The 15,677-nt window shown below is 67.0% G+C and carries 16 protein-coding genes and 1 tRNA gene; 11 read left to right on the top strand and 6 right to left on the bottom strand.

All coding sequences use genetic code 11. The features are described from left to right. Positions 1-39 precede the first annotated feature (39 nt). From CAP37_RS16535 to CAP37_RS16525, 3 genes are read left to right on the top strand one after another with little or no spacing between them, the layout of a single operon-like run. Entirely contained in the window at positions 40-510 is a 471-nt protein-coding gene (locus CAP37_RS16535; protein WP_086125318.1) for a (2Fe-2S)-binding protein, read from the top strand. Then, on the top strand, positions 507-2,573 hold the full coding sequence (locus tag CAP37_RS16530; RefSeq protein WP_086125317.1) for a xanthine dehydrogenase family protein molybdopterin-binding subunit: 2,067 nt from the start codon (positions 507-509) through the stop codon (positions 2,571-2,573). The genes CAP37_RS16535 and CAP37_RS16530 overlap by 4 nt, the downstream gene beginning before the upstream one ends. After that, on the top strand, positions 2,570-3,490 hold the full coding sequence (locus CAP37_RS16525) for an AraC family transcriptional regulator (RefSeq protein WP_086125316.1): 921 nt from the start codon (positions 2,570-2,572) through the stop codon (positions 3,488-3,490). Before CAP37_RS16530 ends, CAP37_RS16525 begins: the two co-directional genes overlap by 4 nt. Before the next feature lie 4 nt (positions 3,491-3,494). Here CAP37_RS16525 and CAP37_RS16520 read toward each other — a convergent pair whose 3' ends face one another. Beyond that, positions 3,495-4,397 (bottom strand): MOSC domain-containing protein, encoded by a 903-nt coding sequence (locus tag CAP37_RS16520; protein WP_086125315.1) that lies wholly within the window; start codon positions 4,395-4,397, stop codon positions 3,495-3,497. An 87-nt stretch (positions 4,398-4,484) separates the two neighbouring features. On the opposite strand from CAP37_RS16520, the gene CAP37_RS16515 reads away from it, so the two are divergent. Genes CAP37_RS16515 through CAP37_RS16505 form a run of 3 tightly spaced genes read left to right on the top strand, consistent with a single transcriptional unit; the run spans position 4,485 to position 8,234 of the window. Next, the gene (locus CAP37_RS16515; protein ID WP_086125314.1) at positions 4,485-5,654 is read left to right on the top strand and encodes an FAD-dependent monooxygenase; all 1,170 of its coding nucleotides are present in this window, start codon (positions 4,485-4,487) and stop codon (positions 5,652-5,654) included. Between the two features lie 52 nt (positions 5,655-5,706). Next, entirely contained in the window at positions 5,707-6,420 is a 714-nt protein-coding gene (locus CAP37_RS16510) for a DsbC family protein (protein ID WP_086125313.1), read from the top strand. Next, complete coding sequence (locus tag CAP37_RS16505) at positions 6,417-8,234, top strand: M61 family metallopeptidase (RefSeq protein ID WP_373271098.1); 1,818 nt, start codon at positions 6,417-6,419, stop codon at positions 8,232-8,234. The genes CAP37_RS16510 and CAP37_RS16505 overlap by 4 nt, the downstream gene beginning before the upstream one ends. Positions 8,235-8,240: 6 nt before the next feature. On the opposite strand, the gene CAP37_RS16500 is transcribed toward CAP37_RS16505, so the two are convergent. The 4 genes from CAP37_RS16500 to CAP37_RS16485 form a co-directional block, all read right to left on the bottom strand. Beyond that, entirely contained in the window at positions 8,241-8,750 is a 510-nt protein-coding gene (locus CAP37_RS16500) for a hypothetical protein (RefSeq protein ID WP_143435960.1), read from the bottom strand. A 146-nt stretch (positions 8,751-8,896) separates the two neighbouring features. Continuing rightward, positions 8,897-10,192, bottom strand: coding sequence for a phenylacetate--CoA ligase PaaK (paaK, locus tag CAP37_RS16495; protein WP_086125311.1), 1,296 nt, complete (start codon positions 10,190-10,192; stop codon positions 8,897-8,899). Next, the gene (gene paaI, locus CAP37_RS16490; protein WP_373271103.1) at positions 10,189-10,551 is read right to left on the bottom strand and encodes a hydroxyphenylacetyl-CoA thioesterase PaaI; all 363 of its coding nucleotides are present in this window, start codon (positions 10,549-10,551) and stop codon (positions 10,189-10,191) included. The genes paaK and paaI overlap by 4 nt, the downstream gene beginning before the upstream one ends. Before the next feature lie 71 nt (positions 10,552-10,622). After that, complete coding sequence (locus tag CAP37_RS16485) at positions 10,623-11,417, bottom strand: enoyl-CoA hydratase-related protein (RefSeq protein WP_086125310.1); 795 nt, start codon at positions 11,415-11,417, stop codon at positions 10,623-10,625. A gap of 146 nt (positions 11,418-11,563) precedes the next feature. Between CAP37_RS16485 and CAP37_RS16480 the strand changes: the two genes are divergently transcribed. From CAP37_RS16480 to CAP37_RS16470, 3 genes are all read left to right on the top strand, one after another. Continuing rightward, positions 11,564-12,352 carry an enoyl-CoA hydratase gene (locus CAP37_RS16480; RefSeq protein WP_086125309.1) on the top strand — a complete coding sequence of 263 codons (789 nt, stop codon included), beginning with the start codon at positions 11,564-11,566 and terminating at the stop codon, positions 12,350-12,352. Positions 12,353-12,389: 37 nt separating this feature from the next. Next, a tRNA-Met gene (locus CAP37_RS16475) sits at positions 12,390-12,466 on the top strand. Positions 12,467-12,524: 58 nt separating this feature from the next. Next, positions 12,525-13,085 carry a YaeQ family protein gene (locus tag CAP37_RS16470; RefSeq protein ID WP_086125308.1) on the top strand — a complete coding sequence of 187 codons (561 nt, stop codon included), beginning with the start codon at positions 12,525-12,527 and terminating at the stop codon, positions 13,083-13,085. 9 nt (positions 13,086-13,094) lie between these two features. Here CAP37_RS16470 and CAP37_RS16465 read toward each other — a convergent pair whose 3' ends face one another. Further along, on the bottom strand, positions 13,095-13,658 hold the full coding sequence (locus CAP37_RS16465) for a lipocalin family protein (RefSeq protein WP_086125307.1): 564 nt from the start codon (positions 13,656-13,658) through the stop codon (positions 13,095-13,097). Positions 13,659-13,765: 107 nt separating this feature from the next. On the opposite strand from CAP37_RS16465, the gene CAP37_RS16460 reads away from it, so the two are divergent. Then, on the top strand, positions 13,766-14,185 hold the full coding sequence (locus CAP37_RS16460; RefSeq protein WP_179190259.1) for a hypothetical protein: 420 nt from the start codon (positions 13,766-13,768) through the stop codon (positions 14,183-14,185). Between the two features lie 68 nt (positions 14,186-14,253). After that, entirely contained in the window at positions 14,254-15,597 is a 1,344-nt protein-coding gene (gene miaB / locus CAP37_RS16455; protein ID WP_086125306.1) for a tRNA (N6-isopentenyl adenosine(37)-C2)-methylthiotransferase MiaB, read from the top strand. Positions 15,598-15,677: the final 80 nt, after the last annotated feature.

Below are 15,677 nucleotides of genomic sequence, written 5' to 3'. Positions count from 1 at the left end.
CGACAGTGCGCCCATCGTCAACCCCTCCGGAGAACTTCCATGAACGTCCTCGTGAACCGCCAGCGCTTCCAGATCCCGCCCGAATGGCAGGAGGAAACACTGCTCACCGTGTTGCGCGAACACCTGGGCCTCGTGGGCACCAGGTTCGGCTGCGGCGTCGGTCAGTGCGGCGCCTGCACCGTGCTGCTCGACGGACGCGCCCAGCGCAGCTGCCTGGTCCCGGTCACGGCCGTCGGCCAGCAGGCCGTGGAGACCATCGAAGGCCTGAGCAACGCAGACGGGCGCCTGCACCCAGTGCAGCAAGCCTGGCTGGACGAGCGCGTGCCGCAGTGCGGTTACTGCCAGGCGGGTCAGATCATGGCCACCGTGGCTCTGCTACGGCAGGACGCCGCACCGAGCGCGGCGCGCGTCGATGAAGCGCTCTCAGGCAACTTGTGCCGCTGCGGCACTCAGCAGCGCATTCGCGCCGGCGTGCAGCGCGCCGTGGTGCTGCAGGGGCAACGGTCATGAAGCGCCGCCAGTTTCTTCAAGCCGGTGGCGTGTTGAGCGTGACCATCCTGAGCGGCTGTGCCTTGCCGGTGATTCCCAAACGACCCGTCGCCCAGTACCAGGACGCACTGGGCTGGATTCGCCACCACAAGGGCCGTTACGAGCTGCTGCTGCCGCGCGTGGAGATGGGCCAGAACATCGGCACCGCGCTCAAGCAGGTGGCGTGTGCCGAGCTGGGTATTGAATGGGATCAGCTCACCTTGCGACTGCCGCACACCGGCGAGATGGCGCGAGTGCGCGCCACGGTGGGCAGTGAATCCGTGAAGGACTTTGCCGTGCCACTGGCGCAGGCCTGCGCCACCCTGCGCGACGCCCTCGCCGCAGGCCAGACTGAAGGCGAACGAGGGGCCGAGCCACGCCCTGTGGCCAGCTTGCGCGCCTTTCAGCCGGGTGCCCGCCACATGGGCCAGGCGGTGGCGCTCGAGCAGGGACACGCCATCGTCACCGGTGCGCCGGTGTTTGTCGCCGACGTGCGCCTGCCCGGCATGCTGTTTGGCCGGGTGCTGCGCGCGCCGGTTTCGGCCGAGCTGAAATCCACCCTGGCCTCGATGAACGAGGTCGCCGCGCGGCAGGTGCCGGGCTGGGTGGCGGTGGTGCGCGACCAGCGCCTGCAGCAGGGCCTGAGCGAAGGCATTGGCATCGTGGCGCGCACGCCCGGCGCACTCGACCGGGTAGAGGCCGCGCTGGAGGCGCGCTGGCTTTCGCAGGGCGGGTTCGACCAGGCCGGCATCGATCGCGCGGTGGACGTGGACCACCAGCTCGCGGGCGACGGATTCAGGTACAGCGTGCACGAAGACACCATTGAGAGCCAGGGGAAATGGGACGTGGACCTGCGCATCGACATCCCGCTGGCGGCACACGCGCCCATCCAGCCGCGCGCTGCCGTGGCCGCGTTCGACGCTCAAGGCGGACTGGACGTCTGGGTGGGCTCGCAGGACGTGTTCTACCAGCGTGACGTGATCTGCAAACAGCTCGGACTGGACGAAGACCGCGTGCGGGTGCACGCCACCCGCGTGGGCGGCGCGTTTGGCGGCAAGACGATCTGCACCGTCGAGTTTGAGGCCGCGGTGCTGGCGCAGGCGGTGCAGCGGCCTGTGAAACTGCAGTGGACCCGCGCGCAGGAATTTCGTCAGGGCTTCCACCGCCCGCCATCCAGTCACCGCATCCGCGCGCGCCTGCGCGATGGCCGACTCGACCAGTGGTGGCATGTGTTCGTGAGCAGCCACATTCTTTTCACCAACGCGGGGCTGCCCGCGTGGATGCAGCGCCTCACCGATTTCGTGACCGACGCCGGCGTGGCGCGTGGTGCGTCGCTGCCCTACCGATGCACGCGCAGGCGCGCCGAGTTCGCGCTGCACCGCCTGCCCGTGTTCACCGGCCCCTGGCGCGGGCTCGGTGCCGGGCCCAACGGCCTGGCCATGGAATCGGCGATCGACGAATGCGCGCGCCAGGCGGGTGTGGACCCCGTGACGTTTCGCCTGCAACACGCCGAGGACCCACGGTTGGCCCGCGTGCTGCGCGCAGCGGTGGACCGCGCCGGCACGCTGCCGGCTGCGCCGCCCGGCTTGCGACGGGGGCGCGGCGTGGCCTGCGGCATCTACAAGCAGGTGAGCTACGCCGCGGTGGTGGCCGAGGTCGAGGTCAACGCGCAAGGCCTCACGCGCGTCACGCGTCTGGTTTGCGCCCACGACTGCGGCACGGTCATCAACCCCGATCAGGTGCGCGCGCAGTGCGCGGGCAATCTGGTCTGGGGGCTGGGCATGGCGCTGAGCGACCGGCTGGAGGCCGCCAGCACTCGCATCGGTGCAGGCAGCTTTGGCGAGGCGCCGATACCATTGATGAACCAGATTCCGCCGATGGACGTGGTGCTGGTGGAGGAAGGCGGCGCACCCGGCGGGGCCGGAGAGACCGCCATTGTGTGCACGGCAGCGGCCATCGCCAACGCCGTGCGCGAGGCCACCGGTGTGCGCGTTCAGCGGTTCCCGATCGACCCCAGCCTCCTGGTCAAACCTGCCAACACATGAACGACTTCGCCTCCGAAGCCATGCTGCGCGTGGTGCGCGCCGGTCTCAAGCGGCAGGGTCTGGCCATGGACGGCCCGCCACCGGTGAGGCAGGCTCTCGTGCCACTGGCGGACAAGCGCGCCTGGCTGCACCGCCTGTGGCAGGCCCATGGGCCTGATGCGATCGTGCAACTGGGCGAGGCGGTGCATGGCATGGACGACGAGCCTCTGTTGCTGGCGTTCTCGCTCGCGCGCGACCCGGCCGATCTGCTGCAACGCTGGCAGCGCCTGGAGCGCTTCGTGCACTCGCGCCACCGCACGCGCGTGATCCAGCCCGAACCGGGGTGGCTGCGCATCCAGCACATATCGCTCGACCCGCACCAGGCGCCAACGCCCGCCGAAGACCTGCTGGTGTTCGGACTCCTCGTGGCGCTGTGCGAACGCCTTGAGACGCGGGATGTGCAGGCACGCCCGACCGCCCTGCGCGGCTGGAGCCGCAGCGAGCGCGCGTGGCGCCCGCATGCCTGGCCGCACGACGTTTCGGTCTGGGACCTGCGATGGCAGGCGGCTTGCGCCAACCCCGTGGTCGAGGCCCCGCCCGCCGACGTTGATGGCTGGATCGCGCACCTGCAAGCCCGGCTGGCCGCAGACCCGGGGCGCAGCTGGACTGTGCAGGCGCTGGCTCTTGCAGCGGCCTCCTCGCCGCGCACGCTGCAGCGCCGGCTGGCACTGCGCCAACTGAGCTTCACGCAATTGCTATGTGATGCCCGGCTCACCAGCGCAGCTCGCCTGCTGGCGGTGAGCGCCCTGCCAACGGCCGAGGTGGGCTATGTGTGCGGTTATGCCGACCAGGCGCATTTCACGCGCCAGTTCAAGCACCACACCGCCATGACACCGGGCTCCTACCGCAACGCGTTCGCTTTGCGCGCCGGGGCCTGATGCCTCAGTCGAATGTCCAGTCGGCGTTCACCGACTGACCCACCCGCAACATCTGTCCGTCGCCTTCGATCACGATGGCGTTCATGCCGAAGGTCACGGCACCGTTCAGTCGCCTGTCCTGCCGGTAGCCCTGCAGGGCGTCGCTCACGGCGGGGCTGGAGCTCGCCGTGTCGGGGTCCACATTGGGGATCGGGCAACGCGCGCAAGGTTTGACGGTCTCGATCACGGCCGCGCCGTCGCCGCCGGTGGCGATGCGCATGGGGCCCACACGGTCCTCGTCGTGCGCGTCCACGCCGTGCAAAACGATGTTGGGCCGAAACCGCCGCATGTCCACCGGCGCCTCACCGGCCGCCGTCAGGCGTTCGTTGAGGCCCTCGAGCGATGCCGTGCTGGTCACCAGCAGCGCGAAACCATCGGCGAACTGGGTGCCCGCCTCGCGGCCGCCCAGCCAGCGCGCGCTGCTGGGGCGGCGCACCTCGGGGTCGAATCGGGCCAGGCGCAACTGCTTCAAGCCCTCGGGGGCGTCGCGGCCCAGGAAATCGCTGAACCACTGGGCCGCCAGATCGCCCATGTCGCAGGCCTGCACCTCGTCGTCCCACACGCGCACCTTCAGCGGGCCTTCGGCGGCGTTCAGTTCGAGGTGCAGAGCCAGCATGCCCGGGGCACGCAGCACGAGCTGGCCCATCTTGAAGGTGGGCTGGATCAACGCCATGCGGGGCAGTTCGCGCTGGCTGACAAAGTCGCCCTGGCTGTCCACCACCATCCAGGCGCGGTCAAAGAGCAGGCCGGTGTCGGTCAGTTCGGCCTCTTGCACCTTCACACCGGCGCACGATTTCACCGGGTAAATCCAGAGCTGGTCGATGGTGGCCTGCACGTCGGCGGCGGAGTTGGATTGGGCTTCTGTCATGGTGGTGGGCTGCTGAAGGCGACCGGCGGGCGCGGGGCTTGCCTGGGTGCGAAGGCCCGGATTGTGCCCTGCTCCTAGAATCGCTGCATGAACCCGACCGCTCCCCGCCCCGGCTCGACCCGGCGTTTCGACGTCGCCATCCGAGGGGCCGGCGTGGTGGGCCAGACCCTGGCGCTGCTGCTGGCGCGCGACCGCTTGCGCGTGGCGCTGATCGGCGAGACCCGAGCCGAGTCCGGCCAGCCCGATGTGCGCGCCTATGCCCTGAACGCCGCCTCGCGCGATCTGCTGCGCTCGGTGCGCGCCTGGCCCGAGGCGGGCCCGCAAGACGAACGCACGCCCCCCATCACGCCAGTGACCGCCATGCAGGTCTGGGGCGACAACGGCGGCGAGCTGCGTTTTTCTACCGAAGACCAGGGCGCCGAAGCCCTCACCTGGATCGTGGACGTGCCCGCGCTGGAACAGCGCCTGACCGACGCGGTGGGCTTCCAGGGAAGCATCGAGCGCGTGAGCGAGGCACCGATCGCCGCGCTTACCGTGATCTGCGAGGGCAAGCGGAGCCAGACGCGGGCCGAACTCGGGCTGGAATTCGACGTGCGCCCCTATCCGCACAAAGCGCTGGCGGCGCGCCTGCGCTGCGAGCAGCCGCACGGCGGCATCGCCCGCCAGTGGTTTGCCAACGGCGAAGTGATGGCCCTGCTGCCGCTGGGCGGCGAGGCCGGGAACTCCGTGGCGCTGGTGTGGTCAGTCCCTGCACAGCAGGCCGACACCTGGCTGCAAGCCGATCCCGACACCTTTACCCAGGCCGTGCAGGCGCGCAGCGCGCAGGCCCTGGGCCACATGCACATGGAAAGCCCCGCCCAGGCCTGGCCTCTCGAACTCTCCCGCGCCCAGCGCTGGATCACCCGCACCGCACAGGGCGGCGTGGCGCTGGCGGGCGACGCGGCCCACGCCATGCACCCGCTGGCAGGTCAGGGCCTCAATGTGGGCCTGGCCGACGTGGCCGAACTCGCGCGTGTGCTGCAACACCGCGAGTACTGGCGAGATCTCGGCGACCTGAAACTGCTGCGCCGCTACGAACGTGCCCGCGCGGCCGAAGTGGGTGCCATGGGCTGGGTCACTGACGGCCTGTTCGGCATGTTCTCTCACGACGACACGCGCGTGCAGGCCTTGCGCAACTGGGGCCTTTCCGGCTTCGACCGCAGCGGCCCGCTCAAGCGCTGGATCGCCCGCCAGGCCATGGGGCAACCCAGTGCCTGAGTGGCTGAGCTGCTTGCCACCTACTCCCCGATCAGCCCACACCGGATTCCCGATGAAACTATTCAGAACCCTTCTGCTGGCGGCGCTGGCTGCCCTGTCTCTGGGCGCGCTGGCGCAAGAGGCCGCGATTCGCAAGGCCTTGGTCGAGCGCCTGCCCAACCTGCCCAACATCGAGGAAGTCACCAAAACCCCGGTGCCCGGCATCTGGGAAGTGCGCCTGGCCGGCAACCGCCTGCTCTATTCCGACAACAGCGGCAACTACATCTTTCAGGGCGCCCTGATTGACGCGCGCAACCGCGTCAACCTCACGGAGGCACGCATCGGGCAACTCACAGCGATCGACTTCAAAGACCTCCCCCTGAAAGACGCCTTCAAGCTGGTCAAGGGCAAGGGCACACGCCAGATGGCCGTGTTCGAGGACCCGAACTGCAGCTACTGCAAGCGCCTGCACCGCGAACTCGCCAAGATCGACGACCTCACCATCCATGTGTTCCTGATTCCGGTGCTGGGCGATGACTCGGTGGAGAAAACCCAGCGCATCTGGTGCGCCAAAGACAAGTCAAAAACCTACGCCGGCTGGATGCTGAACAACCAGCCCCCTGAGCCGGCGAGTTGCGACATTGCGGCCATTGAGCGCAACAGCAAACTGGCGAGCGAGCACGGGATCAGCGGGACACCCACGCTGTTCTTCACCAACGACAAACGCGTGCCCGGCTTCATCACGGCCGATCGCATCGAGGCGATGCTGAAGGAAGCCAAGCCGTGACGACAGCGCGACGCCGCTCCCCGTCCGCCCGCGCCGCCGTGCGCTACACCGTCTCCATCCTCAACGCCCAAGCCCACCTCTTTGCCATCACGCTGCAGGTGCAGAGCCCGGCGAAGAACCAGCGCGTGAGCCTGCCGGTGTGGATTCCCGGCAGCTACCTGGTGCGCGAGTTTTCCCAGCACCTGCAAAACCTGTGCGCCTGGCAGGCTGGCCAGCCCGCCACGCTGAAGCAGCTCGACAAACACCGCTGGCAGGTGGACTGCGAAGCCGGCAAACCACTCGAACTGCGCTACGAGGTGTACGCCTTCGATCCTTCCGTGCGCACCGCCTTTCTCGACGCCACCCGTGGCTTCTTCAACGCCACCAGCCTGTGTGTGCAGGTGCTGGGCCAGGAAGACCAGCCGCATGAGCTGGAGATCGAGGCCGTTCCGGCCACCGCCGGCTGGCAGGTGGCCACAGGCCTCGCGCCATTGCGCGTGGACCCCGACGGTTTCGGTCGGTACCAGGCGAAAGACTACGACGAGCTCGCCGACTGCCCGGTGGAGATGGGCCGCTTCTGGAGCGGCCAGTTCACCGCCGCCGGCGTGGAACACCGCTTCGTGGTCAGTGGTGCCGGCGCGTGGATGGATGGCCAGCGCCTCCTGGAGGACGTGCGCCGCATCTGCGAGACGCAGATCGCGTTCTGGCATGGCCACGAGGGTGAACAGCCCCCTTTCGGCCGCTACGTGTTCATGCTGTACGCCAGTGGCGACGGCTACGGCGGGCTGGAGCACCGCAACTCCACCGCCCTGATCTGCCAGCGCAGCGACCTGCCGCGTCAACGCGCGCCGGGCGAAAAGCCCGCGCCTTTGAAAGCCACCGACGGCTACACCACGCTGCTGGGCCTCATCAGCCACGAGTACTTCCACACCTGGAACGTCAAGCGTCTGCGCCCGGCCGAGTTCGCGCGCTACGACTACAACACCGAGAACCACACCGAGCTGCTCTGGTTCTTCGAAGGCTTCACCAGCTACTACGACGACCTGATGCTGCGGCGCGCGGGCCTGATCGACGAAGCCTGCTACCTGCAGCTCGTGGCCAAGACGCTCAACCAGGTGCGCCAGACACCTGGGCGCCTGGTGCAGACCGTGGCGCAAGCCAGTTTTGATGCCTGGGTGAAGTACTACCGGGTGGGCGAGAACACGCCCAACGCCACGGTGAGCTACTACACCAAAGGCGCGCTCGTTGCGCTGTGCCTCGACCTCACCCTGCGCGCCGAAGGCCACACCTCGCTCGACGGCGTGATGCGCGAACTCTGGCAGCGCTGCAAGGGCGGGCCGATGCGCGAGGCCGATCTGCTGCGCGCCCTCAAGCGCCTGGGGCGGCGCGGCTTCGACGGCGAGATCGCCGCCTGGGTGCACAGCACCGCCGAGCTGCCGCTGCCCTCCCTGCTGCAGGATGCCGGCGCCAAAGTGACGCACGAAAAAGCCCCGCTAGCGCAGCAACTGGGCCTGCGCGTGGCAGAAACCAATGGCAGCGTGGTGCTCAAGACCGTGCTGCGCGGCAGCGCCGCCGAAGCGGCCGGCATGGCGCCGGGTGACGAATGGCTGGCGATTGAACTGCCTGCTGTCAAGCGCGGCACCCTGGCCGAGGCCTGGCGCATCCACAAACTCGACGAGGTGGCCGAGCTCCGGGGTGTTCAACCCACACTGACCGCCGTGGTTTCGCGCGATCGCCGCCTGCTGCGTTGTGTGCTGCAGTGGCCCACCGAATCGCAAACAGTGCGTCTGGGCGTGGCCGACGCAGCGCGGCTGGCACCCTGGCTGCAGGAGTGACGTGATTCAGTAGCGCGGCAAACGCGCGACCAGCTCCTGGTCGAAGCGTTGCAGGGTGGCCTGACCCTTGAGGTTGGAGAGGCCGTCGCGAATCCGGGGCAACACGGTCAGCAGGTCGACCGGCGTCTTGCACGCTTCGACCCGCATGGCGAGGGGCTCTCCCATGGGCCCGAGCTGGTCATTGAGGAAACGCACCATCATGCGGCGCGCTTCGCTGAAAGGCAGCGGCGGCAGCGCCACCGGTTCGGCCTCGGTCAAAGGCACTGTGACGGAAAAAGCCGGTTGGGCGGCAGCACCGCCCGTCTGGACCTGCTCCACCCATCCCGCCGCCTCAAGCTGCTCCAGCAGGGGCGCGGCACTGCCTTCGCCGCCGGCGAGCTTGTCCAGATCGGACACCGGGCGTTTGCCATCGACCATGATGAGCAACGAGCGCAACCTGGGACCAAGACCAGGCGGTCGACTGGTCAGGGCTTCGCGACCCTGATCGGTTTTGACGAACAGTGTGTTTTTGTCCATGGGCATCCCAAACTTTGCCGAAATGTAAGCGCAGGCCGGGGACGTGCCAAGCGGGTTGGCCCTCAACGGTCGATTTCCGCGCCTCTTGCGGCGATGCATCCGCGCAAGAGGGGACTTTTCGCACAGCCCCAGAGGAGCCGCACACACTAGCGCTGTCGCAGATCCACCACCCTCTTGGCCTTGCCCTGGCTGCGTTCCACGCCGCCTTCGGCCTTCAGCTCGATTGCCACGCTGCTGCCCACATACACCTTGATCTCGTGCTGCAACAGCTGCGCCGCCGCACGCGCCTCGATGCTGTCGGGGGCGAGTCCTGCGCGCGTTTCCACAGCCACGGTGAGGTTGTCCATGGGGCCTTCGCGCGTGAGCACGCACTGGTAGTGCGCGCTCAGCTCAGGCCGCTTGAGGATGAGTTCCTCGATCTGGGTAGGAAACACGTTGACGCCACGCACGATCATCATGTCGTCGCTGCGGCCGGTGATCTTTTCCATGCGGCGCATGGTGCGCGCGGTGCCTGGCAACAGGCGCGTGAGGTCGCGCGTGCGGTAGCGGATGATGGGCAGCGCTTCTTTGGTCAGGCTGGTGAAGACCAGTTCACCCATTTCGCCGTCCGCCACCGGCTCGCCGGTCTCGGGGTGAATGATCTCGGGGTAAAAGTGGTCTTCCCAGATGGTGGGGCCGTCCTTGGTCTCCACGCACTCGTTGGCCACACCCGGGCCCATCACCTCCGACAAGCCGTAGATGTCCACCGCATCGATCCCCATGCGCGCCTCAATCGCCATGCGCATGTCGTTCGTCCAGGGCTCGGCACCGAAGATGCCCAGTCGCAGGCTGCTCTCACGCGGGTCCACGCCGATGCGCTCGAATTCATCCGCGATGGCCAGCATGTAGCTGGGCGTGACCATGATGATGTCGGGCCGGAAATCCTGGATGAGCTGCACCTGCCGCTCGGTCTGGCCACCGCCGAAAGGCACCACCGTGAGCCCGAGCTTCTCGGCGCCGTAGTGCGCGCCCAGCCCGCCGGTGAACAGGCCGTAGCCGTAGCTCACGTGCACCAGCTCACCCGGGCGGGCTCCGCTGGCGCGGATGCTGCGCGCCATCACGCCGGCCCAGGTGTCGATGTCTTTCAACGTGTAGCCCACCACGGTGGGCTTGCCGGTGGTGCCACTGCTGGCGTGGATGCGTGCGCAGCGTTCGCGCGGCACGGCGAACATGCCGAAGGGGTAGCTGTCGCGCAGGTCCTTCTTGGTGGTGAAGGGAAACTTGGCCAAGTACGCCAGACTGCGGCAGTCGTCCGGGTGCACCCCGGCCGCGTCGAACTTGGCGCGGTACACGGGCGAGTTCTGGTAGGCGTGGCGCAGCGTGCCCTGCAGGCGCTTGAGCTGCAGCGCACGCAGCTCGTCCACGCTGGCCTTCTCGATGGGTTCGAGTGGGAATGTGTTCATGCCGCCTCCGGGAAGACCGTGCCCTGAATGACCGCGCTCTTGCCGCGGAACATCGCCACCACCTCGCCCCGCTGGTTGGTGACCTTCATGTCGTAGATGCCATGGCGACCGGAAAGCGTCTGCTCCACGCCTTCGCAGGTCAGCATGTCGCCTGCATGCGAAGGCCGCAGGAATTCGATGCTGCAGCCTGCGGCCACAGCGTTCTTGTTGTGGCTGTTGCACGCAAAGGCGAACGTGGAATCGGCCAGCGTGAAAATGAAACCGCCATGGCAGATCTGGTGGCCGTTGAGGTGCAGCGGTTTCACTTCCATCCGAAGCACGGCGCGGCCGGGTTCACAGGCCAGCAGCTCCATGCCCATGGTGTCCTTGCTCGCGGTGTCGACCGCGAACATGGTCTCTCCGACCTTTCTGGCTTTCTCGAGCGGACTCATCATTCCCCCTTGAACTTCGCTGGCCGCTTCTCGCGGAAGGCCATCACACCCTCGATGTAATCGTGCGTGCGTCCCAGCGCCGACTGGGTGTCGCGCTCCACGTCGAGCTGCTGGTTCAGTGTGCGCGTGCTGGCGTCGCGCAGCAGCGCGCGCGTGGCCACGAGGGCCTTGGTCGGCATCACCGCCAAACGATCGGCCAGCGCCAGTGCTGCGCCCACAGCGTCGTCCGATACATCCCACACCAGGCCCCACTCTTTCGCCTGTGCGGCCGGCAGCTTGTCGCCCGTCATGGCCAGGGCCATGGCGCGCGGCAAGCCCAGCCGCTCGACCAGAAACCAGCTGCCACCCGCATCGGGCACGAGGCCGATCTTGCTGAAGGCCTGGATGAAGCTGGCGCCCGTGGCGGCAATGGCGATGTCGCAGGTCATGGCGAGCGACGCGCCAGCGCCGGCCGCCACGCCATTGACGGCTGCGATGGTGGGCATGCGCAGCCCCTGCAGCTTGCGCACGGTGGGATTGAAGGCCTGATCAATCACCGGCCCGGGATCGGCGCGCTGCACCAGGTCCGGCCCAGGCTCGAAGTCGAACTCGGCCAGGTCGGCGCCGGCACAGAAGCCGCGCCCGGCACCGGTAATGACCATGGCGCGCACCGCCGGGTTGGCCTCGGCCCGGTCCAGCGCGGCCCAGAGATCGCGGTGCATCTGGCGGGTGAAACTGTTCAGCGCCTCGGGGCGGTTGAGCGTGAGCAGGGCAACAGCCCCGCGCTCTTCGTACGCGACGGTGGTGGCGTTCATGGTCGTGCTGTCTCCTCGAATGGGTGGCCTGCGTCGCAATTTAACATTAACCAACCACTCGGTCGGTTAATGTTTTCCCGGGGGCAGAGCGTGTCTATATATAGTCACGGACTTTCAACCCGGTGCCGTTGCCCCCAGGAGATGCCATGACCGAAGCCACCCTACCCGAATTCATCACTGTGCGCACCGAAGGCCGAGTGGGCATCGTCACGCTGAACCGCCCCAAGCAGCTCAACGCCCTGAACAACGGCTTGATGGACGAACTCGGCACCGCGCTCAAGGCGTTCGACGCCGACGAAGACATCGGCTGCATGATCGTTACGGGCAGCGAGAAGGCCTTTGCCGCGGGCGCGGACATCGGCGCCATGGCCAGCTACACCTTCGCCGATGTCTACAAGGGCGACTACATCACACGCAACTGGGAAACCATCCGCTCGATCCGCAAGCCGGTGATCGCAGCGGTGAGCGGATTTGCGCTCGGCGGCGGCTGCGAGCTGGCCATGATGTGCGACTTCATCATCGCCGCCGACAACGCGAAGTTTGGCCAGCCCGAGATCAAACTCGGCATCATTCCCGGCGCCGGCGGCACGCAGCGCCTGCCGCGCGCGGTGGGCAAGTCCAAGGCCATGGACATGGTGCTCACCAGCCGCATGATGGACGCCAACGAAGCCGAACGCGCCGGCTTGGTGAGCCGCGTGGTGCCACTGGAAAAGCTGATGGACGAAGCGCTCGGCGCGGCGCTCATCATCTGCGGCTTCTCGCTGCCTAGCGTGATGGCCGCGAAGGAATCGGTCAACCGCGCCTTTGAAAGCAGCCTCTCCGACGGTGTGATGTTCGAGCGCCGACTGTTCCACGCCATGTTCGCCACCGAGGACCAGAAGGAAGGCATGGACGCCTTCGTGAACAAGCGCCCGACGAGCTTCCAGCACCGCTGAGAGGCCCGGAAAAGCTGGCTATAATGCGCGCTTCGCTGGCGATATAGCTCAGTTGGTTAGAGCGCAGCATTCATAATGCTGATGTCGGTGGTTCAAGTCCACCTATCGCCACCAGCATTCCAGAAGCGGACTCCGGCAACGGAGTCCGCTTTTTTCATTTCGGGCCCTCCCCATGGCGATCAAGTCCACCATCTTCAAAGCCCACCTGCAGATCGCCGACATCGACCACGGTTACTACGCCGACCATGCGCTCACCCTCGCCCGCCACCCCAGCGAGACCGATGAACGCATGATGGTTCGGCTGGTGGCGCTGGCGATCCACGCGCACGAGCTGCAGGACACCTGCCGGGGTGACGGCACGCTGGCCTTTGGCTCCGGTCTGTCCGACCCGGATGACCCCGATGTCTCACTGACCGACTTCACCGGCCGCAAGCGCCTGTGGATCGAGGTCGGTCAGCCCGAAGACAAGCCACTGGCCAAGGCGTGCAGCAAGGCCGATGCGGTGGTGGTGTATGCCTTCGGCAGCGCAGCCGACGTGTGGTGGCGAGGCATCGAGGGCAAGCTCTCGCGCCTGGACCGCCTGCAGGCCTGGCGCCTGCCCACCGAGGTGGCGCCGGCGCTGGCCCAGCTGGCCGAACGCAGCATGCAGCTTCAGGCCACGGTGCAGGAAGGCTCGCTCACGCTTTCCAGCGAGCGCGGCAGCGTGCACATCGAGCCGGTTCGCTGGAAGTAGCGAAAGGCCTCAGCTGTCGCTGCGGCGGTGCTCGACCCAGATCAACTCGCGCGTGTCCACGCCCAGCGCGGCCGCCTGCGCCACCAGCCGCTCGCGCACGCCTTCGGGCAACTGCTTGTCGCGCGAAAGAATCCAGAGGTAACCCGTGGTCGGGCCGATCACCATGGCCCAGCGGTAGCCCGGGTCAAGCGCGATCACGTGGTAACCACCGTAGAACGGGCCAAAGAACGAGACCTTCAGTGAAGCGGTGCTGGCGTCGCCCGTGAACCGCGCCACGCCAAGCGCCTCTTTCCACTCGCCTTTTGAGGTGTCGTACCCCCGGTTGATCACGGCCACCGATCCGTCTGCGTTCAGCTTGTAGGTGGCGTTCACGTCGCTCAGGCCGCGCTCGAAACCGTGGTCCAGCCGGGCGATCTCGTACCACTTGCCGGCATAGCGCTGCACATCGAACGGGCTGACCACTTTCACGCCGTCGGGCGGGGTGGTGAAACAGCCGCCGAGAAACGGCAGCACAGCAAGACAGGCTGCAAGGAGCCAGCGGTGCGGGAGGCGCGATGGACGGTGTGGTTTCATGGTGTCGCGGCATTGTGCGCCAGGGCTCGCGTGAGACAATCGCAGCCTCCCGCATACCCCTGTCGTGCGGTGCGATTTCCCCTCCCCACAGCCTCTGGACACACACCATGAACCGCTGCTTGCTCCCGACGGGCCTGATCGCCGTCCTGCTCTTCTCGCTCTCGCCGTTGTCGCTGGTTCACGCCCAGGCCGTGCAACGCGAATTCCCTGCCAAGGCCCTGCGTGGCTCCATGGTGATCGTGCAGCCGCCGCTGGTCGCCATGGACGACAAGCCCACGCGGCTCGCGCCTGGCGCGCGCATTCTTGACACCAGCAACCGGCTGGTGCAGTCGGCCACCCTGGTCAATCAGGAACTCACGGTGAACTACACGCTCGATCTGCGGGGGCAGGTGCACCAGGTCTGGCTGTTGTCCGAGGCCGAGGCGAAGGTCAAGCGCGCCGGCAGCGGCGTGCAGCGCAACTACACCTTCGAGTCGCAGCAGACCCCACCGGCTGCCGGCACCACGGCGCCCGTCAACTCCAACTGAGCGTCCCGCGCGGTCTTCGTCGCCGGCAACGCCCGGCAGGCCGCAGCCATTTCCGAACGGAATTTCCCATGAGCAAAAAAGTCTTCATCAAAACCTTCGGCTGCCAGATGAACGAGTACGACTCGGACAAGATGGCCGACGTGCTGGGCGCTGCCCAGGGCTACCAGCAGACGCAGGATGTGGAGGAAGCCGATCTCATCCTCTTCAACACCTGCTCGGTGCGTGAAAAGGCACAGGAGAAGGTGTTCTCCGATCTCGGCCGTGTGAGGCACTTGAAGGAAAAGGGCGTGCTGATTGGCGTGGGTGGGTGTGTGGCCAGCCAGGAGGGCGCGGCGATCATCAAGCGCGCGCCGTATGTGGACGTGGTGTTCGGCCCGCAGACCCTGCACCGCCTGCCCGAGCTGCTGAATCAGCGCGTGCGCCAGGCCCTGCCGCAAGTGGACATCAGCTTTCCCGAAATCGAAAAGTTCGATCACCTGCCGCCGGCCAAGGTGGACGGTGGCTCGGCCTTCGTGTCGATCATGGAGGGCTGCTCCAAGTACTGCAGCTATTGCGTGGTGCCCTACACGCGGGGTGAAGAAGTGAGCCGGCCCTTCGACGACGTGCTGGTGGAAGTGGCGGGTCTGGCCGACCAGGGCGTGAAGGAGGTGACGCTGTTGGGCCAGAACGTGAACGCCTATCGCGGCGCCATGGGGGGCACCAGCGACATCGCCGACTTTGCGCTGCTGCTCGAATACGTGGCCGAGATTCCCGGCATCGAGCGCGTGCGCTACACCACCAGCCACCCCAACGAATTCACACCGCGCCTGATCGAGGCCTACGCAAAGATCCCGAAGCTCGTGAACCACCTGCACCTGCCGGTGCAGCACGGCAGCGACCGCATTCTCATGGCCATGAAGCGCGGCTACACCGCCATGGAGTTCAAGAGCACCGTGCGCAAGCTGCGGGCCATCCGGCCCGAGCTGGCCATGAGCAGCGACTTCATCGTCGGCTTCCCCGGTGAGACCGACGAGGACTTCGACAAGATGATGAGGCTCATCCACGACGTCGGTTTCGATGCCAGCTTCAGCTTCATCTTCAGCCCACGCCCGGGCACGCCGGCAGCCAATTTGCCCGACGACACGCCGCACGACGTAAAACTGCGACGCCTGCAGCACCTGCAGGCCGTGATCGAAGACAACGTGAAACGCATCAGCGCGAGCCGCGAAGGCACGGTGCAGCGCATCCTGGTGGAAGGTCGCTCGCGCAAGAGCGAGGCCGAACTGATGGGCCGCACCGAGTGCAACCGCATCGTCAACTTCGACGGTGGCGCGCTGGCCGACCGCCTGATCGGCCAGATGGTCGACGTGCGGATCACCGAAACGCGACCGCACTCTTTGCGCGGTGAAGTCCTGGTACGCGAATCGGTATGACACCCCCGCGGCGCTTCGCGCCACCCCCTCAAGGGGGCAACACCTGCGGCCTGGCAAAGCCAGTTCCGCGGTGTTTCTCG

It is taken from the genome of Hydrogenophaga sp. IBVHS1, assembly GCF_002127265.1.
In the GTDB taxonomy this organism is placed as follows: Bacteria; Pseudomonadota; Gammaproteobacteria; order Burkholderiales; family Burkholderiaceae_C; genus Hydrogenophaga.
This window is presented reverse-complemented; position numbering and strand designations above follow the sequence as displayed.

What these genes read in the sequence shown, in the direction of transcription:
- CAP37_RS16535 (WP_086125318.1), top strand. Translation starts at nt 40, where the DNA reads ATGAACGTCCTCGTGAACCGCCAGCGCTTCCAGATCCCGCCCGAATGG.
- CAP37_RS16530 (WP_086125317.1), top strand. Translation starts at nt 507, where the DNA reads ATGAAGCGCCGCCAGTTTCTTCAAGCCGGTGGCGTGTTGAGCGTGACC.
- CAP37_RS16525 (WP_086125316.1), top strand. Translation starts at nt 2,570, where the DNA reads ATGAACGACTTCGCCTCCGAAGCCATGCTGCGCGTGGTGCGCGCCGGT.
- CAP37_RS16520 (WP_086125315.1), bottom strand. Translation starts at nt 4,397, where the DNA reads ATGACAGAAGCCCAATCCAACTCCGCCGCCGACGTGCAGGCCACCATC.
- CAP37_RS16515 (WP_086125314.1), top strand. Translation starts at nt 4,485, where the DNA reads ATGAACCCGACCGCTCCCCGCCCCGGCTCGACCCGGCGTTTCGACGTC.
- CAP37_RS16510 (WP_086125313.1), top strand. Translation starts at nt 5,707, where the DNA reads ATGAAACTATTCAGAACCCTTCTGCTGGCGGCGCTGGCTGCCCTGTCT.
- CAP37_RS16500 (WP_143435960.1), bottom strand. Translation starts at nt 8,750, where the DNA reads ATGGACAAAAACACACTGTTCGTCAAAACCGATCAGGGTCGCGAAGCC.
- paaK (WP_086125311.1), bottom strand. Translation starts at nt 10,192, where the DNA reads ATGAACACATTCCCACTCGAACCCATCGAGAAGGCCAGCGTGGACGAG.
- paaI (WP_373271103.1), bottom strand. Translation starts at nt 10,551, where the DNA reads ATGGGCATGGAGCTGCTGGCCTGTGAACCCGGCCGCGCCGTGCTTCGG.
- CAP37_RS16485 (WP_086125310.1), bottom strand. Translation starts at nt 11,417, where the DNA reads ATGAACGCCACCACCGTCGCGTACGAAGAGCGCGGGGCTGTTGCCCTG.
- CAP37_RS16480 (WP_086125309.1), top strand. Translation starts at nt 11,564, where the DNA reads ATGACCGAAGCCACCCTACCCGAATTCATCACTGTGCGCACCGAAGGC.
- CAP37_RS16470 (WP_086125308.1), top strand. Translation starts at nt 12,525, where the DNA reads ATGGCGATCAAGTCCACCATCTTCAAAGCCCACCTGCAGATCGCCGAC.
- CAP37_RS16465 (WP_086125307.1), bottom strand. Translation starts at nt 13,658, where the DNA reads ATGAAACCACACCGTCCATCGCGCCTCCCGCACCGCTGGCTCCTTGCA.
- CAP37_RS16460 (WP_179190259.1), top strand. Translation starts at nt 13,766, where the DNA reads ATGAACCGCTGCTTGCTCCCGACGGGCCTGATCGCCGTCCTGCTCTTC.
- miaB (WP_086125306.1), top strand. Translation starts at nt 14,254, where the DNA reads ATGAGCAAAAAAGTCTTCATCAAAACCTTCGGCTGCCAGATGAACGAG.